Origin of the sequence: Streptomyces sp. NPDC051172 (assembly GCF_040682555.1) — a bacterium.
Taxonomy (GTDB): domain Bacteria; phylum Actinomycetota; class Actinomycetes; order Streptomycetales; family Streptomycetaceae; genus Streptomyces.
Genome location: NZ_JBFBBE010000055.1, coordinates 1 through 25,152, shown reverse-complemented (window position 1 = coordinate 25,152; position 25,152 = coordinate 1). Strand labels below are relative to the sequence as shown.

Sequence of the window (25,152 nt, the reverse complement as noted above, 5' to 3'; positions counted from 1 at the left end):
CTTCAGGTCCGCGAAATGACCCTGCGGGACTGCGAGCGCGCGGCAGAGATCCGCGTCGGCGGCTGGCAGACGGCCTACCGGGAGATCGTCCCGCAGTCCTACCTCGACAGGATGAGCGTGCCGGAGAACACCGAACGCCAGCGGATGCGCTTCCTGCAGCCCAACCCCGGCGTGCTGAACCTGGTCGCCGTGCAGGACGGGGAGATCACCGGCTGGCTCTGCCACGGCCCGTACCGGGACGGCGAAGCACACACGGACGACGCCGAGTTGTACGCGCTCTACGTCGCCCCGGGCCGGTACCGCGGCGGCATCGGGCGAGCCCTCCTCCGGCAGTCCACGCGTCGCTGTGCGGCCGCCGGGCACGGGCGCATGTTCCTCTGGGTCCTCAAGGAGAACGACGGCGCGCGCCGCTTCTACGAGGCCTGCGGCTTCGTTCCGGACGGCGCCGAGGAACCCTTCGAGGTGGACGGGGTCGAGGTGCCGGAGGTGCGGTACGTCAGGAAGCTCACCGGCTGACGCGGCCTCACCTCTGTCTCGGGATCCGGGCCAGCGCCCGCACCGCCGCCTCGGCCAGGGCCGGGTGCGCCAGTGCCTCGTTCAGTACGGGTCTGGCGCGGGCGTCCTCCAGGGCGCCGAGGCCCTCCACGCAGGCGAGCGCCACCCGGCGGTACGGGTCGTGCGGGCGCAACCTGCGCTCCAGGGTGGTGATCAGCGCGGGTACGGACTCGGGGGCGCGCAGCTCGGCAAGGAGCCGGACCGGGTGCAGGGCGTAGGCGACGCGGAGTTCGTTGGTGGCTAGGGCGGCTGCCGCGCGCGCGGTGCGCGGGTCGTCGAGACGGGCGAGGGCGTGGGCGGCGGAGGCGCAGCGCTGCGGATCGCGGTGGTTCAGAAACAGGACGAGGGACTCGAAGGCACGCCGGTCACCCGCGAGCCCCAGCCGGAAGGCGGCCAGCTCCCTGGCCCACAGCGGCTGTCCGGGCTCGGTGAGCACCCGCGCCAGCTCGTCGGGATCCTCGGTGGCCACAAGACGGTCGTATGCGGCCGTCGCCCCCGACTCCGCCCGTAAACGCTCCGTGAGTGATCGCAACTCTTCGTCCATGACACCGAAGATTAGAGGGGCCGCCGATCCCTCGGGACGTACATCACAAACACGGGGACTAGCGCGCTCGTTACCCGCCGGTTAAGCTCAGACGAGCGAGTTACCCACTCGCATCCCTTGCGGCGGCCTGGTGACGCAGCTGCCGTAGGAGCAAGTCGGTTCGGTACCTCAGGTATCGCAGCACGACCCGGCCACGGGACAAGGCCGGTCGGATTTCTCACCGTTCGCTCCAGGCGTGTGCGCGCCCACGGCGACGGCACCGGGCGTGTGCGCTTGCAGCCCGGCAACACCCGCATCTCTTTCACGCACCCGGTGCGCCAGGTCCGGCTTCGGCCGGCCTTCCCTCGGCGCACCCGGGCGCTCTCCCAGTCGTCACCCTCATGCCTGGAGTCCCGTGATGGCCACTCCCCTGCCCCACACCCCTTCCGCTTCGCTCACGACCATTGCCGTCGTCGGCCTCGGCACCATGGGCACCGGTATCACCGAGGTCCTCACCAAGGCCGGCCGCGAGGTCGTCGGCATCGACATCAGCGAGGCCGCGGTCGCCAAGGCCGTCGCCACCCTGGAGACGGCCACGGCCCGCGCCGTGGAGAAGGGCCGGCTGACCGAGCAGGAGCGCGCGGACGCCCTCGCCCGCGTGAGCACCTCCACCGACCTGCGAGCCGCGGCCGACGCCGACCTCGTCATCGAGGTGGCTCCGGAGTCGTACGAGATCAAGCACCAGATCTTCCGCGAGCTCGACGGGATCGTCCGCCCGGAGACGATCCTGGTGACCGGCACGAACGCCCTGTCCGTGACCCGTCTCGCCGCCGACTCGGCCCGTCCGGAGCGCGTGCTCGGCCTGCACTTCTTCAACCCGGCGCCGGCGATGAAGCTCGTCGAGGTCGTCTCGTCCGTCCTCACCGCGCCGACCGCCGTCACCGCGGTCACCAACCTCGCCCTCGACCTCGGCAAGGAGCCCGTGGCGGTCGGCGACCGGCCCGGGTTCGTCGCCGACGGGCTGCTGTTCGGCTATCTCAACCAGGCCGCCGCGATGTACGAGGCGAAGTACGCCTCCCGCGAGGACATCGACGCGGCGATGCGGCTCGGCTGCGGTCTGCCGATGGGCCCGCTCGCGCTGCTCGACCTGATCGGCGTCGACACCGCACGCACGGTCCTGGAGGCCATGTACGCCGAGTCCCACGACCGGCTGCACGCCCCCGCGCCGATCCTCAAGCAGCTCAGCGAGGCGGGCCTGACCGGCCGCAAGTCGGGCCGCGGCTTCTACACCTACGAGGCTCCCGGCAGCGCCGCCGTCGTGCGGGACGCACTGACGCCGCTGGACGGCGCCGCCCTCATCCCGGGCCGCGAGATCCGCTCCGTCGGTGTCGCGGGCTCCGGCACCATGGCCTCCGGTATCGCCGAGGTCTTCGCCAAGGCCGGGTACGAGGTCGTCCTCGCCGCCCGCAGCGAGGAGAAGGCGCAGGCCGCCAAGGCCCGTATCGGCAAGTCGCTCTCGCGTTCCGTCGACAAGGGCCGGATGACCGCCGAGGCCGCCGCGCAGACCCTGGACCGGATCACCGCAGCGGGCTCCTACGAGTCCTTCGCCGACGTCGACCTGGCCGTCGAGGCCGTCGCCGAGGACCTGGAGATCAAGCAGCAGCTGTTCCAGGCGCTGGACAAGGTCTGCAAGCCGGGCGCGGTCCTGGCCACCACGACCTCCTCGCTGCCCGTCGTCGCCTGCGCCCGCGCCACCTCGCGCCCGCAGGACGTGATCGGCATGCACTTCTTCAACCCGGCGCCGGCGATGAAGCTGGTCGAGGTCGTCCGTACGGTGTTGACGGCCGAGGACGTCCACGCGACGGTTCGCGAGGTGTGCGGACGGATCAAGAAGCACGCGGTCGACTGTGGCGACCGTGCAGGCTTCATCGTGAACGCCCTGCTTTTCCCGTACCTCAACAACGCGATCAAGATGGTGCAGGAGCACTATGCATCTCTTGACGACATCGACGCGGCGATGAAGCTGGGCGGCGGCTACCCGATGGGCCCCTTCGAACTCCTGGACGTCGTCGGACTCGACGTCTCCCTGGCGATCGAGAAGGTCCTGCACCGCGAGTTCCGCGACCCGGGCCTGGCCCCCGCGCCGCTCCTGGAGCACCTGGTGGCCGCGGGCTGCCTCGGCCGCAAGACGGGCCGTGGCTTCCGCGAATATGCCCGCCGCTGACGGCGCCGGCGACTGGTTCAGAGGCGAGACGGACTGGGGCGGACTGCTCGGCCCCACCGGAGGGCCCCCGCCCGTGCAGGGCGGGGTCACCCCCGTACATGCGCAACAAGCTGCGCACATGCAGTACGTTCGGGTCATGTCCCAGCCCGCCAAGTCCTCACGTACACCAGCCACGCCCGACGCGCCGGAAAGTGCCGCAGGCGGTCGCGCGGCCGCCCAGCGGCTCAAGATGCGCCGCGAGCTGGCGGCCGCGGCGATGGAGCTGTTCGCGACCAAGGGGTACGAGGCGACCACCGTCGACGAGATCGCGGCCGCTGCCGGGGTCGCGCGCCGCACCTTCTTCCGCCACTTCCGCTCCAAGGAAGAGGCGATCTTCCCCGACCACGACGACACGTTGATCCGTGCGGAGGCCGTGCTCAATGCGGCTCCCGCGCACGAGCACCCGCTCGACACGGTGTGCCGCGGCATCAAGGAAGTCATGCGGATGTACGCGGCGCGGCCCGAGATCTCCGTCGCCCGCTACAAGCTCACCCGCGAGGTGCCCACCCTGCGCGAGGCGGAGATCGCGTCGGTGGCGCGTTACGAGCGCCTCTTCACCCGCTATCTCCTCGGCCACTTCGACGAGCACGCGCACGACGACGACGCCAACGACGACCCGCTGCTCGCGGAGGTCGCCGCGTCCGCCGTGGTCACCGCCCACAACCACGTCCTCAGACGCTGGCTGCGGGCGGGCGGCCAGGGCGACGTGGAGGCGCAGCTCGACCACGCCTTCGCGATCGTGCGCAAGACGTTCGGGACGGGCATCGGGGCAGGGCGCAGCACCACGACGACGACCCCTCCGCCGGCTCCCGCGGCCGTCTCCACCCAGGGCGAGGTCCTGGTCGCCGTCGCCCGTACCGACGCCCCGCTGGACGAGGTCATGCGGACCATCGAGCAGGCGCTGAAGGACCGCTGAGGTCTCTTCCGCCCTGTGATGACGGCCACCCTTCAGGGTGGCCGTTTTGGCATGTCAGAGCCCCTTTTCCAGCATCTTTCAGGGGCCGTTCGATCGATCATCGCTCATTTGTTACGTAAAGATTTCACCTGAGAGCAATCTCTGGCACTCAGTGCCTTGCAAGGTGACACGCGGTGTCATACGTTGAAGGAGTCCGGGCGGCCGGCGTGCAGAGACCATGCGTACGTCGGCTGTCCCAACAAGTCATCGGCTTGCCCCGCCCGGACGCCTGCGTCACAGGCAACCTCCCGCGCCACAAAGCGCTGCCGCACAGCATGACCGCCGAACCGACGGCACCGACGTAACCCTCAGCGTCCCTCCCTCAGGACGCGTATCGCCGGAGGCAACACCGTGACCACCAAGGACATCCTGGACGCGATCCAGTCGCCGGAATCGACGCCGGCCGACTTCGCCGCCCTGCCGCTCCCCGAGTCGTACCGCGCGATCACCGTGCACAAGGACGAGACGGAGATGTTCGCGGGCCTGGAGACCCGTGACAAGGACCCGCGCAAGTCGATCCACCTGGACGAGGTTCCGCTGCCGGAGCTCGGCCCGGGCGAGGCCCTGGTGGCCGTCATGGCCTCCTCGGTCAACTACAACTCCGTGTGGACCTCGATCTTCGAGCCGCTGTCGACCTTCGGGTTCCTGGAGCGCTACGGCAAGCTGTCGGAGCTGACCAAGCGCCACGACCTGCCGTACCACATCATCGGCTCCGACCTCGCGGGCGTCGTCCTGCGCACCGGCCCGGGCGTCAACGCCTGGAAGCCCGGTGACGAGGTCGTCGCGCACTGCCTGTCCGTCGAGCTCGAGTCCTCGGACGGCCACAACGACACCATGCTCGACCCCGAGCAGCGCATCTGGGGCTTCGAGACGAACTTCGGCGGCCTCGCCGAGATCGCGCTCGTCAAGTCCAACCAGCTGATGCCCAAGCCGGACCACCTCAGCTGGGAGGAGGCCGCCGCCCCGGGCCTGGTCAACTCCACCGCCTACCGCCAGCTGGTCTCCCGCAACGGCGCCGGCATGAAGCAGGGCGACAACGTCCTGATCTGGGGCGCGAGCGGCGGCCTCGGCTCGTACGCCACCCAGTTCGCGCTGGCCGGCGGCGCCAACCCGATCTGTGTCGTCTCCAGCCCGCAGAAGGCGGAGATCTGCCGCTCGATGGGCGCCGAGGCGATCATCGACCGCAACGCCGAGGACTACAAGTTCTGGAAGAACGAGCACGAGCAGGACCCGCGGGAGTGGAAGCGCTTCGGCAAGCGCATCCGCGAACTGACCGGCGGCGAGGACGTCGACATCGTCTTCGAGCACCCCGGCCGCGAGACCTTCGGCGCCTCCGTGTACGTCACGCGCAAGGGCGGCACCATCGTCACCTGCGCCTCGACCTCGGGCTACAACCACGAGTACGACAACCGCTACCTGTGGATGTCCCTGAAGCGGATCATCGGCTCGCACTTCGCCAACTACCGGGAGGCCTGGGAGGCCAACCGGCTCATCGCGAAGGGCAAGATCCACCCGACGCTGTCGAAGGTCTACTCCCTGGAGGAGACCGGGCAGGCGGCCTACGACGTGCACCGCAACCTCCACCAGGGCAAGGTCGGCGTGCTGTGCCTGGCCCCCGAGGAGGGCCTCGGCGTGCGCGACGAGGAGCTGCGTGCCAAGCACATCGACGCCATCAACCGCTTCCGCAACATCTGAGACACCCGGGGTCATAGATGACTGAGCGTCAGCCCGCCGAAGGTGTGCGGGAGAAGGACCGGCCGTGGCTCATGCGCACGTACGCCGGTCACTCCACGGCCGAGGCGTCCAACGAGCTGTACCGGCGCAACCTCGCCAAGGGGCAGACAGGCCTGTCGGTCGCGTTCGACCTGCCGACGCAGACCGGCTACGACTCCGACCACATCCTCGCCCGCGGCGAGGTCGGCCGGGTCGGTGTGCCGGTCGCGCACCTCGGTGACATGCGCCGGCTGTTCCAGGACATCCCCCTGGAGCAGATGAACACCTCGATGACGATCAACGCCACCGCCATGTGGCTGCTGGCGCTCTACCAGGTCGTCGCCGAGGAGCAGGGTGCGGACATCACCCGGCTCCAGGGCACGACCCAGAACGACATCGTCAAGGAGTACCTGTCCCGCGGCACGCACGTCTTCCCGCCGGGGCCGAGCCTCCGTCTGACGACGGACATGATCGCGTACACGGTCTCCCACCTCCCGAAGTGGAACCCGATCAACATCTGCAGCTACCACCTGCAGGAGGCGGGCGCCACGCCGGTCCAGGAGATCGCGTACGCGATGTCCACGGCGATCGCGGTCCTGGACGCCGTCCGGGACTCCGGCCAGGTGCCGCAGGAGCGCATGGGCGATGTCGTCGGCCGTATCTCCTTCTTCGTGAACGCGGGCGTCCGCTTCGTCGAGGAGATGTGCAAGATGCGTGCCTTCGGCCGGATCTGGGACAAGATCACGCTTGAGCGCTACGGCATCCAGGACCCCAAGCACCGCCGCTTCCGCTACGGCGTCCAGGTCAACTCCCTGGGCCTGACGGAGGCGCAGCCGGAGAACAACGTCCAGCGGATCGTGCTCGAGATGCTGGCCGTGACCCTCTCCAAGGACGCACGCGCGCGTGCCGTCCAGCTCCCGGCCTGGAACGAGGCGTTGGGCCTGCCCCGCCCCTGGGACCAGCAGTGGTCGCTGCGCATCCAGCAGGTCCTGGCGCACGAGAGCGACCTGCTGGAGTACGAGGACATCTTCGAGGGCTCGCACGTCATCGAGGCGAAGGTCGCGGGGCTCGTCGAGGAGTCCCTGGCCGAGATCGAGCGGATCCAGGAGATGGGCGGCGCGATGGCCGCCGTCGAGTCCGGCTACCTCAAGTCGCAGCTCGTCTCCTCGCACGCCGAGCGGCGCGCCCGTATTGAGTCCGGTCAAGAGAAGATCGTGGGCGTCAACATCTTCGAGACGACCGAGCCCAATCCACTCACGGCCGATCTCGACACAGCCATCCAGACGGTCGATCCGGCTGTCGAGGCCCGGGTCATCGCCTCGCTGCAGCACTGGCGCGACACCCGCTACCAGCCGCCCTTCAACCACCCGCGCCCCTGCAAGGCGCTGGAGAAGCTGAAGGAGGCCGCCAAGGGCACCGACAACCTCATGGAGGCCACCCTGGAGTGCGCCCGCGCCGGAGTCACGACCGGCGAGTGGGCCGGGGCCCTGCGCGAGGTGTTCGGCGAGTTCCGGGCGCCGACGGGCGTCTCGTCCGCCCCGGTCGCGGTCGCCGCGGCGGAGGGCTCGGCGCTGAACGACGTGCGCCGCAAGGTGGACGACACCGCCCGCGACCTCGGCGTCGGCAAGCTCCGCTTCCTGGTCGGCAAGCCCGGCCTGGACGGGCACTCCAACGGCGCCGAGCAGATCGCCGTGCGGGCCCGCGACGCCGGCTTCGAGGTGGTCTACCAGGGCATCCGGCTCACCCCCGAGCAGATCGTGGACGCGGCCCTCGCCGAGGACGTGCACGCGGTCGGCCTGTCCATCCTCTCCGGCTCGCACGCGCAGCTGGTCCCGGACGTGCTGGAGCGCCTCCGTGTGGCCGGTGCCACAGATATACCGGTGATCGCCGGTGGCATCATCCCCAATGGCGACGCCGAACAGCTGCGGGCCGCCGGAGTGGCCGCGGTCTTCACCCCGAAGGACTTCGACATCACCGGAATCATCGGCCGCATCGTCGACGAGATCCGGAAAGCGAACAAGCTCGACCCCCTGGAGGTCCCCGCATGACCACGCCCGTCAACCGTCTGCGTCCGCGACGCTCCTGCCTCGCGGTCCCCGGGAGCAACCCCCGCTTCCTGGAGAAGGCGCAGGGCCTCCCCGCCGACCAGGTCTTCCTCGACCTCGAGGACGCGTGCGCCCCGCTCGCCAAGCCCGAGGCGCGGCACACCATCGTCAAGTTCCTCAACGAGGGCGACTGGACCGGCAAGACGAGGGTCGTGCGCGTCAACGACTGGACGACCGAGTGGACGTACCGCGACGTCGTCACGGTCGTCGAGGGTGCCGGCCAGAACCTCGACTGCATCATGCTGCCGAAGGTGCAGACCGCCCAGCAGATCGTCGCCCTGGACCTGCTGCTGACGCAGATCGAGAAGACGATGGGCTTCGAGGTCGGAAAGATCGGCATCGAGGCGCAGATCGAGAACGCCCAGGGCCTCAACAACGTCAACGAGATCGCGACGGCCTCCCAGCGCGTCGAGACGATCATCTTCGGCCCGGCCGACTTCATGGCGTCGATCAACATGAAGTCGCTGGTCGTGGGCGAGCAGCCGCCCGGCTACCCGGCGGACGCCTACCACTACATCCTGATGAAGATCCTGATGGCCGCCCGCGCCAACAACCTCCAGGCGATCGACGGTCCCTACCTGCAGATCCGCAACATCGACGGCTACCGCGAGGTCGCCCAGCGCGCCGCGGCCCTCGGTTTCGACGGCAAGTGGGTGCTGCACCCGGGCCAGGTCGAGGCGTCCAACGAGATCTTCTCGCCCTCCCAGGAGGACTACGACCACGCCGAGCTGATCCTGGACGCGTACGACTACTACACGTCCGAGGCGGGCGGCAAGAAGGGCTCCGCGATGCTCGGCGACGAGATGATCGACGAGGCCAGCCGCAAGATGGCGCTGGTCATCTCCGGCAAGGGGCGTGCGGCCGGTATGCAGCGCACGTCGAAGTTCGAGACCCCCGACAACTGAGGAGCCCTGAGCGCGATGCAGTTCGGACGCACCTACGAGGAGTTCGAGGTCGGGGCGACGTACAAGCACTGGCCGGGCAAGACGGTCACGGAGTACGACGACCACCTGTTCTGTCTCCTCACCATGAACCACCACCCGCTCCACATGGACACCAACTATGCGGAGAAGACGACGGACTTCGGCAAGAACGTCGTCGTGGGCAACTACATCTACTCCCTGCTGCTCGGCATGTCCGTCCCGGACATCTCCGGCAAGGCGATCGCCAACCTGGAGATCGAGTCGCTCAAGCACGTGGCGCCGACCTTCCACGGCGACACGATCTACGGCCAGACGACCGTGCTCGACAAGTGGCCGTCCAAGTCCAAGAACGACCGCGGCATCGTCTACGTCGAGACCAAGGGCTACAAGCAGGACGGCACGCTGGTCTGCGTGTTCCGCCGCAAGGTGATGGTGCCGACCGAGACGTACATCAAGGAGCGCGGCGGCGAGCAGCCCGGCCGCCCGGAGCTCACCGCACCTGCGGAAAAGAAGTCGGAGAAGTAAGCCATGGCCCGTCTCGCCCAGACCGCCGGTCTGACCGACATCCAGCAGGAGGTCCTCTCCACCGTCCGCGACTTCGTGGACAAGGAGATCATCCCGGTCGCCACCGAGCTGGAGCACCGCGACGAGTACCCGCAGCAGATCGTCGACGGCCTCAAGGAACTCGGCCTGTTCGGCCTGATGATCCCCGAGGAGTACGGGGGCCTGGGCGAGTCGCTCCTCACCTACGCCCTGTGCGTCGAGGAGATCGCCCGTGGCTGGATGTCGGTGTCCGGCATCATCAACACGCACTTCATCGTGGCGTACATGCTCAAGCAGCACGGCACGCAGGAGCAGAAGGACCACTTCCTGCCGCGCATGGCGGCCGGCGACATCCGCGGCGCCTTCTCCATGTCGGAGCCGGGCCTCGGCTCGGACGTGTCCGCCATCACCTCCAAGGCGGTCAAGGACGGCGACGAGTACGTCCTCAACGGCCAGAAGATGTGGCTGACCAACGGCGGAACGTCAAGTCTGGTCGCCGTACTGGTCCGAAGTGATGAAGGACACCCCGAAGGCACAGCGCCCCACAAGTCGATGACGACCTTCCTGGTCGAGAAGGAGCCCGGCTTCGGAGAGGTCCGCCCCGGCCTCACCATCCCCGGGAAGATCGACAAGATGGGCTACAAGGGCGTCGACACCACCGAACTCATCATGGACGGCCTGCGAATTCCGGCCAACCGGGTGCTCGGTGGCCAGACCGGCCGGGGTTTTTACCAAATGATGGACGGCGTGGAGGTCGGCCGTGTGAACGTGGCGGCGCGTGGCTGCGGCGTCGCTCAGCGCGCGTTCGAGCTCGGCGTCCAGTACGCCCAGCAGCGTCACACTTTCGGCAAGGCGATCGCCCAGCACCAGGCCATCCAGTTCAAGCTGGCCGAGATGGCTACCAAGGTCGAGGCCGCGCATGCCATGATGGTCAACGCAGCACGCAAAAAGGACTCCGGGGAGCGAAACGACCTTGAGGCCGGCATGGCGAAGTACCTCGCCTCCGAGTACTGCAAGGAGGTCGTGGAGGACGCCTTCCGGATCCACGGCGGCTACGGCTTCTCCAAGGAGTACGAGATCGAGCGCCTCTACCGCGAGGCCCCGATGTTGCTGATCGGTGAAGGTACGGCCGAGATCCAAAAAATGATCATCGGTCGCAGGCTGCTCGAAGAGTATCGGTTCCAGGGCTAGATGTCCGGATACGGGGTGTTTTCTTGGAGAAGAAGATCACACCCCGTCAGCACTCTTCGGCCGCCGACTCGGCTTCCTGGCTTGCCCAGTTGCGGCCCGCGACCGGTACCATCCCGGGAAAGCCGCCGTCCCCCGTTCCAGCGCGGCATCATCCGCTACGAAGGTCATCCATGCCCCACAGCCAAACCTCTGCACCACGCGACAGCCGGGCCGGCGTACGCCTCGCGCGCGGAGCATCGCCGTGGCTTCTGCCGACCGTCGCCACCGCAGCCCTCAGCCTGGCCCGTGCGCGCCGCTCCGGCGTCGCCAAGGCCGTGGCCGTGCCCGCCACCGCGCTCGCGGCGGGCATGCTGTGGTTCTTCCGCGACCCCGAGCGCGAGATCGCCCCGGGCCGGGTCATCTCGCCCGCCGACGGTGTGGTGCAGAGCATCATGCCGTGGAAGGACGGCCGTACCCGCGTCGCGATCTTCATGAGCCCGCTCAACGTCCACGTCAACCGCGCGCCGCTCTCCGGCGAGGTGACCTCGGTCGAGCACATCCCCGGCGGGTTCGTGCCGGCGTTCAACAAGGAGAGCGAGAACAACGAGCGCGTAGTCTGGCATTTCGACACCGAACTCGGCGACATCGAGATGATCCAGATCGCCGGCGCGGTGGCCCGCCGCATCGTGCCGTACATCCCGCAGGGGACGAAGGTCGAGCAGGGTGACCGCATCGGTCTGATCCGCTTCGGCTCGCGCGTCGACATCTACCTGCCCGAGGGCGTGGAGGTCGCGGTCGAGGTCGGCCAGAAGACCGTGGCTGGGGTGACTCGCATTGACCGTGATTGATCCTGATACCCAGGCGGGCTGGGTGCCCGAGGCCGACGGGGTGGACGAAGAGGAGGAGATGCCCCTCTCTCTCCGCCTCTCAATAGCGGACACCCTCACCCTCGGCAACGCCACGTGCGGCTTCATGGCGGTGTACTTCACCACCACCGGAATCCTGATCCCGCACCTCACCGGCGACCAGGAGACCGGCATGGCCCGCCACAGCGCGGCCACCGCGGTCATCCTGATGCTGTGCGCGGCGGTCTTCGACCTGTTCGACGGCCTGGTGGCACGCAAACTGCGCTCCTCCCCCATGGGCGCGGAGCTGGACAACCTGTCGGACCTGATCAGCTTCGGTCTGGCGCCGGCGTACTTCGTCCTCGTCTACGGCATGGTCGCGGACGACGCACATCAGCGGGTGGCCGCGGTCGGGGCAATCGTGGTGCTCCTGGCCGTGGTGCTGCGTCTGGCGAGATTCTCCTGCGTGACCGTCCCGAACGGCATGTTCCAGGGCATGCCGTCACCGTTCGGCGCGCTGACGGTCGTCTCGATCGTGCTCCTCGAGCTGCCCTTCGTGGCAACCCTCCTGGCGATCCTGGGCACGGCCTGGCTGATGGTGAGCCGGGTCGAGTACCCGAAGCCGCGGGGCCGCCTCGCCGTGGCGATGCTGACCTGGATCGTCGTGTCGATGGGTCTGCTGGCGGCCTGGGCGTTCGACGCCCCGAGCGGCCAGCTGCTCCTCCAGACGGGTTGCGCGCTCCAGCTGGTCACCGGTGCGGTGATCCCCCTGTTCGCCACGGCTCGCCGGGTGAACAACTTCCGCGACAACCGGCGCGAGGCGCGGGCGGCGCAGTTGCCGTAGCGGCGCTTGTACGACGCCGAAGGGCCCCGAACCCATTGGGTTCGGGGCCCTTCGGCTGCTGATTGGCTCAACCAGATCCAGCCCCTCCGGCGTTTGAGGAGCCGGGGGTCCGGGGGTCGGCCCCCGGGTCGGGACGGGTAGGGGCGGCGGGGGCGAAAAAGCCTGGTCTCAGGTCAGGAAGTCCCGGCCGATCTGCTCCGCGACCCGTTCCAGGATCGGCCCCGCATCCGCAATGCACTTGGCGACGTCCGGCTCCACGGAGGTCAGCGGATACGCCCGTCGGATCCCCGCCCGTCCCAGCGCGTCCGGCGGCAGCGCCAGGCGGCCGCACACCGCGACGACCTCCTTGTCCGCGGCGCGTGCCGCGGCGGCGACCCCGGCCGGGGCCTTGCCGTGCAGGGTCTGCTCGTCCAGGGAGCCCTCCCCGGTGATCACCAGGTCCGCCCACTCCAGTGCCGGCGCGAAGCCGAGCACGTCGAGCATCACCTCGATGCCGGGGCGGAAGGCGGCGCCGAGGAGCAGGGCGCCGTAGCCGATGCCGCCCGCCGCACCCGCGCCCGGGGACGCGGCGAATTCCGCCGCCTTCGCGCCGACCGCTTCCTCCAGCACCTTCGCGTAGTGCGCGAGAGCCGTGTCCAGGGCCTCCACATCGTCCGGGGAGGCGCCCTTCTGCGGGCCGTAGACGGCGGGTGCGCCCTTCGTGCCGGTCAGCGGGTTGTCGACGTCGCTCGCCAGGACCAGGTCGACGGAGGCGAGGCGCGGGTCCAGGCCGAACAGGTCAGCGGAGGCGAGCTCGCTCAGACCGCCGCCGCCCGGGGGAACCGGCTCACCGTCCCCGTCGAGGAACCGCGCACCCAGCGCGGACAGCATCCCGGCGCCGCCGTCGGTGGTCGCGCTGCCGCCGACACCGAAGACGATCGTGCGCGCGTCCGCGTCCAGCGCGGCCCGCAGCAGCTCGCCGGAGCCGTACGTCGATGCCGTGAGCGGTGCGAAGACGCCGGCCGGCAGTCGCTGCAGCCCGCTCGCCTCGGCCATCTCCACGACCGCCGTGCCCGCGCGCAGTGCGAAGGCCGCCGTCACCTCGTCGCCCAGCGGCCCCGCGACGCGCACCTCGCGCCGCTCGAAACCGGCCGCGACCGCCGCGTCCACCGTCCCGTCGCCGCCGTCGGCCACGGGCAGCGACTCCACCTGGAGCTCCGGCACGACCCGGCGCAGCCCGGCCGTCACCCGCTGGGCGACCTGCACGGCCGTCAGCGACCCCTTGAACTTGTCCGCGGCGATGAGCACGCGCTGTGTCACCTGTTTCCCCTTGCTCTCCGGGCCTCGCGCACGTCAAGGCCAGTCGCGCCGCTGCGACCTTAACCGGGGGAGACCCCCGGCGTCATTCCGTGACCGGAGCCTGGGACACCGGTGGGTGCCTGCCGGGGGTCTGCTGTGCGTCCCTTGCCGGACACCGCGCAGGCCTCGCCCAAATTGGGTAAACCTTCTGCTATGACCCCTGTGGGCACTGAGCCAGAGCTCGCGGACCGCATCCTCGGGGGCTGGCTGGGCCGGATCTCGGGCAACATGCTCGGCAAGCCGGTCGAGCAGGGCGACCTGTGGACGCGGGACCGTATCGACCGCTATCTGCGGCAGGCCGCCGCACTGCCCCTCACCGACTACCTTCCCGAGCCCGCCGACGAGAGCGACGGCTTCGAGCTGCGCCCGGAGTGGCGCCAGTGCGTGCGCGGCCGTATCCACGGCAGCTGCCGTGACGACGACGTCGACTACGCGATCCTGGGCCTCGACCTCCTGGAGACTCACGGCTTCGACTTCAGCACCGAGCAGGTCGGCGAGCTGTGGCTGCTGCGGCTGCCGTATCTGCAGACGTTCACGGCGGAGCGGGCCACGTACCGCAATCTCGCCAACGGGCTGAAGCCGCCGCTGACGGCCACGTACGACAACCCGTACCAGGAGTGGATCGGCGCCCTGATCCGCGCCGACATCTACGGCTGGACCTGCCCCGGCGTACCGCGCCGCGCCGCCTCCCTGGCCCGCCGGGACGCCGTGCTGTCGCATACCGGCAACGGCGTGTACGGCGCGATGTGGGCGGCGGCGCTGATCGCGGCGGCCTTCACCGCTCCCACCGTGCGGCACGCGATCGACCAGGCCCTCGCGGTCGTCCCGGCGAGCAGTCGGCTCGCCCGTACCGTGCGGCGGGTCGTCTCCCTCCACGACACGCGGATGACCTGGGAGGACACGCTCACCACGGTCGCCGAGGAGACCGCCGGGCTCGGCTGGATCCACACCATCCCGAACGCCGCGGTACTCACCGCGGGCCTTCTGTACGGCGACGGCGACTTCACCCGCACCATCACGCTGACCGTCCGCGGCGGCCTGGACACCGACTCCAACGGGGCGACGGCCGGCTCGGTGGCGGGCGTACTGACCGGGGCGGACGCGATTCCGGCGCAGTGGAAGGAGCCGCTGCAGGACACGGTCCGCAGTGCGGTGTTCGGCTTCGACGGGGTGCGGATCAGCGAGCTGGCGCAGCGGACGGTGCAGCTGGCCCAGGCGGAGACCTAGCTAGGGCCTGTCGTTTGGATCAGCCCGGCGTCGCGGGGTCTGGCACGCACTCCCCCACTGCCTCAAGGGCGTGGGGGACCTCCAGCCGCGTTGTCGTCACTCTCCCCCACTCTCGACTTCGCTCGAGCGGGGGGGACCCCCATGACCCCGCTCGGGGCTGGCTATGGCCGACCTGATCCAAACGACAGGCCCTGGCCGAGGGCGAGCCTGGTCCGTCGCTTCCCCGGGCCGGGCAGCGACGGCAAGATGGGGCTGCGCGAGCTGGTTACCCTTCCTGGATGACCTCCACGCCAGACTTCGCCACGTATCTCGCCGGCCTGCCCCGCATTCTCGCCGGGGCCGCCGCCCTCTTCCGCGACGCCGAGGGCCGGGTGCTGCTCGTCGAGCCCAACTACCGTGAGGGCTGGGCGCTGCCGGGTGGCACGATCGAGTCCGACGACGGCGAGACCCCGCGTCAGGGCGCGCGCCGCGAGACGCTCGAGGAGATCGGCCTCGACCGCGAACTGGGCCCGCTGCTCGCGGTCGACTGGGTGTACAAGCCGAGCTGGCCGCCGCTGGTCGCCTATCTGTACGACGGCGGTGTCCTCGACGAGGACGACCTCAAGGCGATCCGCCTGCAGGAGGAGGAACTGCTCTCCTGGCGCCTCGTCCCCCGCGAGGAACTCGACGAATACCTGCTGGGCACCCTCGGCCACCGCGTCCGGGTCGCCCTGGACGTCCTGGCGGAGGGCTCGGGCACGGCCGAGCTGGAGAACGGGCAGCGGGTGGCCTGACCGGGCGTCGGCTCAACCTTGGGGGTCTCGGGGCTTGACGTCCACCTCGCGCAGCCCCTCGTCCCGCGCGGCGACTCGGGCCTCGGTCCGGTGGCCGCGCTCGATGTAGTCGCGGACGACGAGCTCGACGGCGTCCTGAGGGTTGCCGACGCCTGCCAGGACCATGACTTCCACGACGAGTTCGGCATCGAGCGAGACGGTGACCTTGGCCATGGCCATGGCCGGAATCTAGCACCGGACTGCGCGCACGAATATCCGTTCGCCCCGGCCGGTCCCCCGTCCTACCCTCGGTGCCATGAGCAAGCCCCTCGTCGCGATCCTCAGCGGTGCCGGTATCTCGACCGACTCCGGGATCCCCGACTACCGCGGTCCGAACGGGCTGTGGCGGAAGGATCCCGAGGCCGAGAAGCTCGTGACGTACGAGTACTACATGGGCGATCCGGAGATCCGTCGGCGGTCCTGGCAGATGCGGCGCAAGAACCGCACGCTGAAGGCCGAGCCCAACGCCGCGCACCGGGCCGTGGCGGAGCTGGAGCGGTCCGGGGTACCCGTGCGGGTGATCACACAGAATGTCGACGGGCTGCATCAGCTCGCCGGGTTGCCCGCCCGCAAGGTGCTCGAACTGCACGGCTCCGCACGGAGTTTCGTGTGCACCGGTTGTCATGCGCGCGGTCCGATGGAGGACGCGCTGGCCCGGGTCGAGGCCGGCGAGGACGACCCGGCGTGCCTGGAGTGCGGGGGCATTCTCAAGTCGGCGACGGTGATGTTCGGCGAGCGCCTCGACCCGGTGGTCCTCGGTGAGGCTCTCGCCATCACCAAGGCCTGCTCGGTGTTCATCGCCGTCGGCACCAGCCTGCAGGTACAGCCCGCGGCCGGACTCGCCGGCGTCGCCGCCGACAACGGCGCACGGCTCGTCATCGTCAATGCCGACCCGACGCCGTACGACGACCTCGCGGACGAAGTCGTACGGGAACCCATCGGCACCGCACTGCCCGAACTCCTGGACCGGTTGCACGCCGAGAGCCGCAGGTAGAGCCCGGACCGCCGTCCGGCGCGTCCACGACGGATCAGCTCCCGGCCGGGACGATGGTGCCGAAGGAGGCTGCGGCGATTTGCTGGATGTAGCGCATCTCGGTGCCGTCGAGGTTGTCGGGGTTGAGCGAGTAGACGATCTTGCGGGAGAGGTCGCTGGTGGCGAAGACGCCACTGGTGTAGCCGGGGCGGGAGCCGGTCTTGCCCCAGACCACGACGCCGTTGGCGGCCTTGACCCGCATCAGGCCCATGGTCATGCAGGCCCGGCCGGCGTCCGTCTGGGTGCGGCACTGGCTGCTGTGGTAGCTGGGGACGTCGGGGACCGCGAAGAGCTCGGCCTGCTGGGCCGGCGGAAGGAGCCGGCCGCGGAACAGTTGGGTGATGAAGCGGTCGAGGTCGGCGGGGGTGGAGATCATGCCGCCCTCGGCCCAGGGCCAGGGGCTCTGCTCGGTGACGTCCACCGGGTGCCTGGTACCATCCGCGGACTTGACCATCAGATAGCCGTGCGAGTGGGGGCCTGGCAGGGTCGCGTCGGCGGCGTCAGGGACGTAGGTGTCGTGCAGGCCGAGGGGACGGGTGATCCGGGACTGCACCTCGTGGGCGAAGGTGTGCCCGGTGATCTTCTCGATCAGCACACCGGCGACGTAGTAGTTCATGCCGTTGTACTGCTGCGCGGTGCCCGGCGCGAACTGCATCGGCTGACCGGCCATCAGGTCGATCACCTGCTGCGGGGTGAAGCTCTTCAGACGGTTGGCGGCGAACCATTCGGGGCTGCCGTCGCCGAAGTCCGGGCTGTCGGCCCCGCGCGGCAGGCCGCTGGTGTGGTTGAGCAGCCGGCCCACCGTGACCGGTGGCAGTCCCGCGGGCAGCACGCCCGGCAGGTAGTGCTGCACGGGTGTGTCCAGGTCGATCCGGTGCTCGGCGGCGAGTTGGAGCACGACGGTCGCGGTGAAGACCTTGGAGATGCTGCCGATCCGGAAGTGCCCGTTGCGTGGGACGCCCCGGCCGGTCTCCAGGTCGCCCACGCCCGAGGAACCCGACCAGTGGCCGGCGCTGCCGGTGATCCGCAGCAGCGCGCCGGTGACGTCCGCGCTGGGCAGACCTCCGATGGCCGCCCTGAGCTTGACCGGATCGAGCGCGGGCAGCGGCGTGCTGGCCGCCGCGGCCGCAGGCGCCGTAGCGGGGATCGCGGCGGAGGCGGGGGCGGCCACGCTCACGGCCAGGGCGGCCAGCACGGCGCCGGCGGCTGCCACGGTGGACCAACGGGTACGACGCACGGAGCAGTTCACGGCAAGGCTCTCCCAAGGTGATGGTCGGACCGGCGAACGCCCGGCCCGACCACGAGTCTCATGCACCCCGGCAGCCACGATCATCAGGAGCGTCCCCGAGTAACCCCCCACCGCACCCTGACAACTGACTCGGGGTCAGGCTCATACCTGATCAGGGTGACCCTGCCTGAACAACCCGATCTCAAGGCCCGCCCATCTGGAACAGTGCGGTTCCCCGCTCGAAATCGAGCAGTCGTCGCTTTCGGTCCAGGCCGCCGCCGTAACCCGTCAGGCTGCCGTTCGCGCCGACGACCCGGTGGCAGGGGACGATGATGCCGATCGGGTTCTTGCCGTTGGCGAGGCCGACGGCGCGGGACGCGGACGGGTTACCGAGGGCCGCGGCGAGTTCGCCGTAGGAGCGGGTCTCGCCGTAGGGGATCTCGCGGAGCTGGTCCCACACCATGCGCTGGAACGGGGTTCCGTGCAGGTGCAGTTCGAGGGTGAACTCCTTCAAGTCGCCTGAGAAATAGGCCTCCAGTTGTTCCTCTGCCGCTGCGAAGAGGGTCTCGTCCCGTGCGCCGAAGGACTCCTCCGGTGGGCGATGGCGCTGCTCGGTCATGTAGAGGCCGCACAGGATGCCGTCGTCGGCCACGAGGGTGAGGGGGCCGTACGGGCTGTCGATCACGGTGTGGTGCTTCACGGGGTTCATCGCGAACGTCCTTATACGGGCAGGAAGTTGATCGGATGGCTGTCGGTCGCCCACAGGTACTGGACGGCGTACGCCCGCCATGGGCGCCAGGCCGCCGCGCGGGCGGTGAGGGCCGCCGGTGTGGACGGGAGGCCCAGTTCCTGGGCGGCGCGGCGGATGCCGAGGTCGGTGGGGAGGAAGGCGTCGGGGTCGCCGAGGGCGCGCATGGCGATGACGTCGACGGTCCAGGGGCCGAAACCGGGGAGGGCGAGGAGCTGGGCGCGGGTTTCGGGCCAGTCGCTCTCGGGGCCCAAGTGGATGGTTCCGTCAGCGAGTCGGCGTACCAGGGTGGTGAAGCTGGTGCGGCGGGTGCGGGGCATGGCCAGGGACTCGGGGTCGAGGGCGGCGAGTGCCTCGGGGGTGGGGAAGAGGTGGGTGAGGCCGCCGTCGGGGTCGTCGATCGGGTCGCCGTGTGCCGTGACCAGGCGGGAGGCGTGGGTGCGGGCGGCGGCCGTGGAGACCTGCTGGCCGAGTACGGCGCGTACGGCGAACTCCGCCTCGTCGACCGTGCGCGGGACGCGTCGGCCGGGCGCCTTGTCCACCAGCGGCGCGAGGAGGGGGTCCGTGCGGAGCTGGTCGTCGATCGCGACCGGGTCGGCGTCCAGGTCGAGCATCCGGCGGCAGCGGCTGATGGCGACGGGCAGGTCGCGCAGGTCGCTGAGGGTGAGGCGGCAGGCGATGTGGTCGGGTTCGGGCGCCAGGGTCGCGATGCCGTGGCCGTACGGGAGGCGGAGGGTGCGGCGGTAGGCGCCCTCGCGCCACTCCTCCACGCCGGGTACGGCGGTCGCCGCGAGGTGGCCGAAGAGATTGTCGGGGTTGAGGGGGGCACGGAAGGGGAGGCGGAGGGTGAGGGCGCCGGGGGCCGCGGGGGCGTTCTTCTTGGGCAGCCTCGCCCGCAGGTCGCTCGGGGAGAGCGCGAAGACCTCGCGCACGGTGTCGTTGAAGGTGCGGATCGAGGAGAAGCCGGCGGCGAAGGCGATCTCCGCCATCGGGAGCGGGGTCGTCTCGATCAACAGGCGGGCCGTCTGGGCGCGTTGGGCACGTGCCAGGGCCAGGGGGCCGGCGCCGAGTTCGGCCAGCAGCTGGCGTTCGATCTGGCGGGTGCTGTAGCCGAGGCGGGCGGCGAGGCCGGGGACGCCGTCGCGGTCCACTGTGCCGTCGGCGATCAGGCGCATCGCGCGGGCCACGAGGTCGGCGCGCTGGTTCCACTCCGGGGAGCCCGGGCTGGTGTCGGGGCGGCAGCGCTTGCAGGCCCGGAACCCGGCCTGCTGGCAGGCGGCCGCGCTCGGGTAGAAGGTCATGTTCTCGGGCTTGGGCGGTACGACCGGGCAGCTGGGCCGGCAGTAGATGCGGGTGGTCAGGACCGCCGTGAAGAACCATCCGTCGAAGCGGGCGTCCTTGGACTGGACGGCGCGTACGCAGCGCTCTCGGTCGGTGTGCATCCCGTTCTGCATGCGTCCAGCATCGGCGATGGGCGGGACCGGGGCTGGCGAGAATCCGACATCAAGGTGGTGTGGGCTGGAGCGGTCCGGATCACCCTCTCCTGTGCACGGTACGTGGTGGGTACGCTGCCCTGCATGGACCGTGGACGGCAGCGACCGATGTGGCCGCTGTACGCGGCGGGGTTCACCACCGCCTTCGGGGCGCACGGTATCGCCGCGAACCTCGGGGGTGCCGGAAAGGGCGCGGTCACCTCGCTGCTCGTCCTGGGCGGTCTGCTGGCGCTCTACGACGGGGCGGAGGTCGTCCTGAAGCCGGTCTTCGGCACGGTGGCCGACCGGGTGGGGGCACGGCCGGTGCTGCTCGGCGGGCTGGTGGCGTTCGCCGCCGCGTCCGCGGTGTACGTCCTCGCGGACAGCCCGGGGTGGCTGTGGGCCGCGCGGCTCGGGCAGGGCGCGGCGGCGTCCGCGTTCTCGCCGGCCGCGTCCGCGCTGGTGGCCCGGCTGAATCCGGCGGCCAAGCACGGGCGGGTCTTCGGGAGTTACGGCTTCTACAAGTCCGTCGGCTACACCCTGGGACCGCTGCTCGGCGGGATGCTGGTGTGGGCGGGCGGGCTGCGGCTGCTGTTCGCCGTACTGGCGGTGCTCGGTGCCGCCGTCGCGGTGTGGGCGCTGGTCGCCGTGCCCGTCGTGGCGCCGCTCCCCCGCGCCCGGCAGACCCTGCTGGACCTGGCGCGGCGGCTGACGGACCCGGCGTTTCTCGTACCGACGGCCGCGCTCGCGGGGGCCACGGCCGCGCTCTCGGCCGGGGTGGGCTTTCTGCCGGTGTCCGGTGCGGTGGCGGGGCTCGGGACGGTGGCGACGGGGGCTGCGGTGTCGGTGCTGGCGGGGTGTGCGGCGATCGTACAGCCGCGTGCCGGGCGGGCCTTGGACGCGGGGCGGCTCACCGCGGGCGCGGGGCTCACCACCGGGCTGCTGCTCGCGGCAACCGGCCTGGCCTGCGCGATGCTGCCCGGCCTGAGCGGGGTCCTGCTCGCCGCCGCCCTCATCGGCACCGGCACCGGCCTGATCACCCCACTGGGCTTCGCGACCCTGGCCTCCGCGACCCCGCAGGAACGGCTCGGGCAGACGATGGGCGCGGCGGAACTCGGCCGCGAGCTCGGGGATGCTGGCGGCCCGTTGCTGGTGGCGGGGGTGGCGGCCGCAGCGACCCTGACGTATGGGTTCGGGGCGTTGGCGGTGGTGCTGGGGTGCTTGGCGGTGGGGGTTGCGGCGGGGGTACGGAGGGCGACGGCCGGGGCACGCTGAGGCGGGAGCGGGGCGGACCGGATGACGGGCGGGCGCACGCTGCCCATGCGAGCAGTTCGCACACGCTGTCGACGCCAGACAGCGCCCGCCCGCGTCCACTCCGGGGAAGGCGCTGCCCCCGTGCAGTCCGTGCGAGCGGCGGCGCCCCCGTCCGGCCCGGGCATGCGCCCGCACCCCATCGAGTCCAGGCGAGCACCAGCGCCATCACCGGCCCGCGCCGCCACCTGCAGCCGGCGCTCACGTCTCCCGCCGGTCCGGACCAGCGCCCGCCCCCCGTCCACCCCGGGCAAGAGCCCACCAGTCCAGGCGAGCGCGCATCCGCCATCACCCCCAGGGCAGGCGCCCGCCTTACGTCAGCACGCTGCCCAGCAGATGCAGCAGATCCCCCGTCGCGTCCGCCGCGCCGAGGGCGGGTAGGACGCCGAGGGCCAGTACCGCCGCGGCGATCGGGCGCAGGTGGGGTGGCGGGGCCGTCTGCAGGGCGGCGACGCGGCGGGTGACGGCGCGGTCGGAGAAGTTCAGTGCGCAGCCGGGGCGGTGGGCGACCAGGGCGGCTCGGGCCAGGGCCTGGGCGGTGGTCCGGCGGTCGCCCACTGCCTCGGCAGCGCATTCGTCGGCCCAGCGCTCCACCAGGTAGGCGACCGTCGTACGCACCGGTGCGAGCAGGGGGTTCACCGCTGCGGCGAGGGTGACCGCGTGGACGAGCAGGGAGTGGCGGTGCGCGAGGTGGGCGCGCTCGTGGGCGAACAGGACGCGGCGTTCGGCGGGGCGCAACGCGGCGAGCATCGCGGAGGTGACCAGGATCCGGCCCGGGGTTCCGGGCACCGCGAACGCCTGCGCGCTCGGTGAGGCCGCGACGACGAGTTCGGTGCCGTCCGGGTGGCCCTCGCACAGGTGTCGCAGGGTGCGGCGGGTGGCGCGTGCGGCGCGGACCGCCCGCAGGACCCGGCAGGCGGCCACCGCGAGAACCGCCAGCGCGGCGAGGGCGACGATCTCCGGGACGGGATCGGGCAGTACCCTGCCGTCCTCACGGGCGTCTGCGACGATCGGCGGCGCCTCGCCGACGAGGGTGACGGTCAGCAGGACCAACGCCCAGGTGGTGGCGCCCGCGGCGAGGACGGCGGCCGCGGTCAGGGCTCGGGCCGCCGGAGCGGGCGCGAGGCGCAGGCCGACCTGCGGGCTGACGAAAGCGAGCAGCAGGGAGAGCAGGAGCGGGGTGTAGACGTCGATCCTCATGGCCCGCGCCGCCTCCTTCGCCCGCTGCCTCTGCGCCTCCTTGTCGAAACAGGCGCGTCTCGTGAACTCCGTGCCGGTGCTGCGGCCGCCGCCTCACGCACCGCTCTCGCCGAGGAGTGCCCGCAGCGCGGCCTCCTCCGCCGGGCTCAGTCCCGTGACGAACTGCTGGAGGGCGGCTATCGGGTCGGGGCCGCGGTCCAGGGCCTGGTGCATGGCCTCGGCGGTCATCTGTGCCGCGTTCTTCGCCGGACGGTAGGCACCGCGCCGGCCGTCGGCGTCCCGCAGGACGAGGCTCTTGTCGTGCAGTCGCCGCAGGATCGTGTGCACGGTGTTGTAGGCGAGGTCGCCGCCGAGGTCGGTCTGGATCTCGGCAGGCGTGAGGGCCCGGTCCGTCGCCCACAGGGTGGCGAGGACCTCGCTCTCCAGCTCGCCGGGGCTGCGTCGCTCGCCCCTGCCGCGAGAAGTCGTGCCTGCCATGGCCACCACCTTACGGTGCGTAGGGTTCGGCGGTCACCAAGTCGTACCCGCCCCTTACCCGGCTCCGGTTCGACCCCGACCTACAACCTGTAGGGTGAGACCAACCCTACAACCTGTAGGGCCGGATGGGTGAACGATGACGAGGACCCCCGACACCGCTCCGACCCGCGCCTATCAGCACGGGCCGCCGGCGACCGACCGGCCGCCGTGGCGCTCCGCGGGCGAGTGGTGGCTCGCGGCGGTGGCGGCCGCCTTCACACTGCTCCAACTCGCCCTGGTGCGGCCCGGCATGGGCCTGGGCTGGGACGAGACGGTGTACGTCAGCCAGGTGAGCACCCACGCCCCGGCGGCCTTCTTCAGCGCACCGCGCGCCCGCGGCATCACTCTGCTGGTGGCTCCGGTCGCCTCCTGGTCCTCGTCCACCGCGCTGCTACGGGTGTACTTGGCGGTCCTGTCCGGGCTCGGTCTCCACTGGGCCCTGCGAGCCTGGCGGGGCCTGTTCCCGGTAGGGGTGATCGCGGCCGGCGGCGCCCTGTTCGCATCGCTGTGGATCACCCTCTTCTACGGCCCACAGGCCATGCCCAACTACTGGGTGGCCGTGGGCGCGTCGGCCACCGTGGCCTTCTTCCTGCACGCCCGGTCCGACCGTACCCGGCGCCGCGCCCTGTGGGGCGTGGCCGCGGGTGCGGCGCTGATGGCGTGGATGCGGCCCACGGACGCCGTCTGGGTCGGCCTCCCGCTGCTCGCGCTCGTGCTGTTCGTCCGCCCCCGACGCCATCCGTGGCTGCTGCCGGCCCTGGTCACCGGCCTTGTGGCAGGGGCAACCGAGTGGATCGTCGAGGCGTACGTCGACTACGGCGGCGTCGGCGCCCGGCTGGCCGCCGGCTCCCGCATCCAGGGCGGCCTGGGCCTGCACAACGCCGTCGTCGACCAGCTCCGCAGCCTCGGCGGACGCGCCCTGTGCCGCCCGTGCACGGGGGCGATCGCGAGCCCGCCGGTGATCGCCTGGTGGTTCGTCCTGCCGCTGCTCGCCGCCGCCGCGCTGGTCATCGCCGTACGGGCCCGCCGTACGACCCCCACGCTGCTGCCGCTGGCCTGCGCGGCGACCGCGGCCGTGCCGTACCTCTTCCTGATCGGCTATGCCGCACCCCGTTTCCTGCTGCCCGCCTACGCCCTGCTCGCGATCCCGGTCGCGGACGCCCTGGCCCGTCTGGTCACCGCACCGAGCGGCCACTGGCGGACCTCGGCGGTGACGCTGGTGGCCGTGGGGCTCGCGGGCCATCTGGCCGTCCAGTTCGACGTGTTGGAGCGCGCCGTGTCCAGAAGCACCGTCGACCACCGTGTCTGGGGCCGCAGCGCCGCGGACCTGCGCCGTCTCGGCGTACACCCACCGTGCCTGGTCACCGGGGGCGATTCCGTGCCGGTCGCCTTCGCGGCAGGCTGCGCCTCCGCCCACACGGGCGGCCCCGACGCCAACACCACACCGGCGGAACTCGCGCGAACCGGCCGCCGGATGCCGGTCGTTCTTCTCACCGCTCATCTCGGCCACCCGCCGTCGTACGCCCGCACCTGGCAGCCACACCGCCTGAGGGGCGGTTATGCGTACCTGTCTCCCGGCGCCGCAGTGAAGGGCGGGCAGGGATGACCACGTCCGTGGACAAGGCAGCACGCATGAACGCCGAGGCCGCCACCTCCCTGACCGCCGGCAGCTCAAGCGCCCCTGGCGAGATCCGGTGCGGTTCGGCAGCCTTCCCAAGGGGTCCGGGGCTGTATCGATCCGCGGCTCCGCCGCGGGGCGCGACCAGCCACCGCGAAGCCGTGGACGAAAGACGCCCCCTCCCCACCCCCCGGCGGAGCCGCACCTCTG

Annotated in this window: 23 protein-coding genes; 15 read left to right on the top strand and 8 right to left on the bottom strand. The window is 70.9% G+C overall.

What is annotated here, in order from left to right; all coding sequences use genetic code 11:
- Positions 1–15: 15 nt before the first annotated feature.
- Positions 16–516, top strand: a complete 501-nt coding sequence (locus AB0N07_RS29095) for a GNAT family N-acetyltransferase (RefSeq protein ID WP_365840085.1) — start codon at positions 16–18, stop codon at positions 514–516.
- Between the two features lie 7 nt (positions 517–523).
- Here the strand turns inward: AB0N07_RS29095 and AB0N07_RS29090 are convergent, their stop codons facing one another.
- Positions 524–1,099 (bottom strand): adenylosuccinate lyase, encoded by a 576-nt coding sequence (locus AB0N07_RS29090; RefSeq protein ID WP_344398037.1) that lies wholly within the window; start codon positions 1,097–1,099, stop codon positions 524–526.
- Between the two features lie 397 nt (positions 1,100–1,496).
- Between AB0N07_RS29090 and AB0N07_RS29085 the strand changes: the two genes are divergently transcribed.
- The 9 genes from AB0N07_RS29085 (at position 1,497) to pssA (ending at position 12,439) form a co-directional block, all read left to right on the top strand.
- Positions 1,497–3,302, top strand: a complete 1,806-nt coding sequence (locus AB0N07_RS29085; protein WP_365840003.1) for a 3-hydroxybutyryl-CoA dehydrogenase — start codon at positions 1,497–1,499, stop codon at positions 3,300–3,302.
- Positions 3,303–3,438: 136 nt separating this feature from the next.
- Positions 3,439–4,257 (top strand): TetR family transcriptional regulator, encoded by an 819-nt coding sequence (locus AB0N07_RS29080; protein ID WP_365840001.1) that lies wholly within the window; start codon positions 3,439–3,441, stop codon positions 4,255–4,257.
- Between the two features lie 390 nt (positions 4,258–4,647).
- On the top strand, positions 4,648–5,991 hold the full coding sequence (gene ccrA, locus AB0N07_RS29075) for a crotonyl-CoA carboxylase/reductase (RefSeq protein ID WP_365839999.1): 1,344 nt from the start codon (positions 4,648–4,650) through the stop codon (positions 5,989–5,991).
- Between the two features lie 17 nt (positions 5,992–6,008).
- The gene (locus AB0N07_RS29070; RefSeq protein ID WP_365839997.1) at positions 6,009–8,057 is read left to right on the top strand and encodes a protein meaA; all 2,049 of its coding nucleotides are present in this window, start codon (positions 6,009–6,011) and stop codon (positions 8,055–8,057) included.
- On the top strand, positions 8,054–9,019 hold the full coding sequence (locus AB0N07_RS29065; protein ID WP_365839995.1) for a CoA ester lyase: 966 nt from the start codon (positions 8,054–8,056) through the stop codon (positions 9,017–9,019). Before AB0N07_RS29070 ends, AB0N07_RS29065 begins: the two co-directional genes overlap by 4 nt.
- Before the next feature lie 15 nt (positions 9,020–9,034).
- The gene (locus AB0N07_RS29060) at positions 9,035–9,562 is read left to right on the top strand and encodes a MaoC family dehydratase (protein ID WP_030936941.1); all 528 of its coding nucleotides are present in this window, start codon (positions 9,035–9,037) and stop codon (positions 9,560–9,562) included.
- 3 nt (positions 9,563–9,565) lie between these two features.
- The gene (locus tag AB0N07_RS29055) at positions 9,566–10,771 is read left to right on the top strand and encodes an acyl-CoA dehydrogenase family protein (RefSeq protein WP_365839993.1); all 1,206 of its coding nucleotides are present in this window, start codon (positions 9,566–9,568) and stop codon (positions 10,769–10,771) included.
- 170 nt (positions 10,772–10,941) lie between these two features.
- A complete protein-coding gene (locus AB0N07_RS29050) occupies positions 10,942–11,598 on the top strand; it encodes a phosphatidylserine decarboxylase (RefSeq protein WP_365840083.1) in 657 nt (218 codons plus the stop codon).
- A 22-nt stretch (positions 11,599–11,620) separates the two neighbouring features.
- Positions 11,621–12,439 carry a CDP-diacylglycerol--serine O-phosphatidyltransferase gene (gene pssA / locus AB0N07_RS29045; RefSeq protein WP_365840081.1) on the top strand — a complete coding sequence of 273 codons (819 nt, stop codon included), beginning with the start codon at positions 11,621–11,623 and terminating at the stop codon, positions 12,437–12,439.
- Between the two features lie 168 nt (positions 12,440–12,607).
- On the opposite strand, the gene AB0N07_RS29040 is transcribed toward pssA, so the two are convergent.
- Positions 12,608–13,726, bottom strand: coding sequence for a glycerate kinase (locus AB0N07_RS29040; protein ID WP_365840079.1), 1,119 nt, complete (start codon positions 13,724–13,726; stop codon positions 12,608–12,610).
- Positions 13,727–13,930: 204 nt separating this feature from the next.
- Between AB0N07_RS29040 and AB0N07_RS29035 the strand changes: the two genes are divergently transcribed.
- Positions 13,931–15,004, top strand: coding sequence for an ADP-ribosylglycohydrolase family protein (locus AB0N07_RS29035; RefSeq protein ID WP_365839991.1), 1,074 nt, complete (start codon positions 13,931–13,933; stop codon positions 15,002–15,004).
- 278 nt (positions 15,005–15,282) lie between these two features.
- A complete protein-coding gene (locus tag AB0N07_RS29030) occupies positions 15,283–15,777 on the top strand; it encodes an NUDIX hydrolase (protein WP_365839989.1) in 495 nt (164 codons plus the stop codon).
- Positions 15,778–15,789: 12 nt separating this feature from the next.
- Here AB0N07_RS29030 and AB0N07_RS29025 read toward each other — a convergent pair whose 3' ends face one another.
- Positions 15,790–15,990, bottom strand: coding sequence for a DUF2191 domain-containing protein (locus AB0N07_RS29025; protein WP_365840077.1), 201 nt, complete (start codon positions 15,988–15,990; stop codon positions 15,790–15,792).
- Between the two features lie 82 nt (positions 15,991–16,072).
- Between AB0N07_RS29025 and AB0N07_RS29020 the strand changes: the two genes are divergently transcribed.
- Positions 16,073–16,810, top strand: coding sequence for a Sir2 family NAD-dependent protein deacetylase (locus tag AB0N07_RS29020; protein ID WP_365839987.1), 738 nt, complete (start codon positions 16,073–16,075; stop codon positions 16,808–16,810).
- A gap of 34 nt (positions 16,811–16,844) precedes the next feature.
- Here AB0N07_RS29020 and AB0N07_RS29015 read toward each other — a convergent pair whose 3' ends face one another.
- The 3 genes from AB0N07_RS29015 to AB0N07_RS29005 all read right to left on the bottom strand — a co-directional run bounded on the left by AB0N07_RS29015 (position 16,845) and on the right by AB0N07_RS29005 (position 20,267).
- Positions 16,845–18,098: a serine hydrolase domain-containing protein gene (locus tag AB0N07_RS29015; protein ID WP_365839985.1), complete on the bottom strand. Its 1,254-nt coding sequence runs from the start codon at positions 18,096–18,098 to the stop codon at positions 16,845–16,847.
- A 181-nt stretch (positions 18,099–18,279) separates the two neighbouring features.
- Positions 18,280–18,777, bottom strand: coding sequence for a methylated-DNA--[protein]-cysteine S-methyltransferase (locus tag AB0N07_RS29010; RefSeq protein ID WP_365840072.1), 498 nt, complete (start codon positions 18,775–18,777; stop codon positions 18,280–18,282).
- Positions 18,778–18,797: 20 nt separating this feature from the next.
- The gene (locus tag AB0N07_RS29005; RefSeq protein ID WP_365840070.1) at positions 18,798–20,267 is read right to left on the bottom strand and encodes an AlkA N-terminal domain-containing protein; all 1,470 of its coding nucleotides are present in this window, start codon (positions 20,265–20,267) and stop codon (positions 18,798–18,800) included.
- Between the two features lie 159 nt (positions 20,268–20,426).
- Between AB0N07_RS29005 and AB0N07_RS29000 the strand changes: the two genes are divergently transcribed.
- Positions 20,427–21,572: an MFS transporter gene (locus AB0N07_RS29000; protein ID WP_365840068.1), complete on the top strand. Its 1,146-nt coding sequence runs from the start codon at positions 20,427–20,429 to the stop codon at positions 21,570–21,572.
- 348 nt (positions 21,573–21,920) lie between these two features.
- On the opposite strand, the gene AB0N07_RS28995 is transcribed toward AB0N07_RS29000, so the two are convergent.
- The gene (locus tag AB0N07_RS28995; RefSeq protein ID WP_365839983.1) at positions 21,921–22,808 is read right to left on the bottom strand and encodes a M56 family metallopeptidase; all 888 of its coding nucleotides are present in this window, start codon (positions 22,806–22,808) and stop codon (positions 21,921–21,923) included.
- A gap of 93 nt (positions 22,809–22,901) precedes the next feature.
- On the bottom strand, positions 22,902–23,285 hold the full coding sequence (locus AB0N07_RS28990; protein WP_266962662.1) for a BlaI/MecI/CopY family transcriptional regulator: 384 nt from the start codon (positions 23,283–23,285) through the stop codon (positions 22,902–22,904).
- 289 nt (positions 23,286–23,574) lie between these two features.
- Here AB0N07_RS28990 and AB0N07_RS28985 point away from each other — a divergent pair, with 289 nt between their 5' ends.
- Positions 23,575–24,930: a hypothetical protein gene (locus AB0N07_RS28985; protein WP_365840067.1), complete on the top strand. Its 1,356-nt coding sequence runs from the start codon at positions 23,575–23,577 to the stop codon at positions 24,928–24,930.
- Positions 24,931–25,152: the final 222 nt, after the last annotated feature.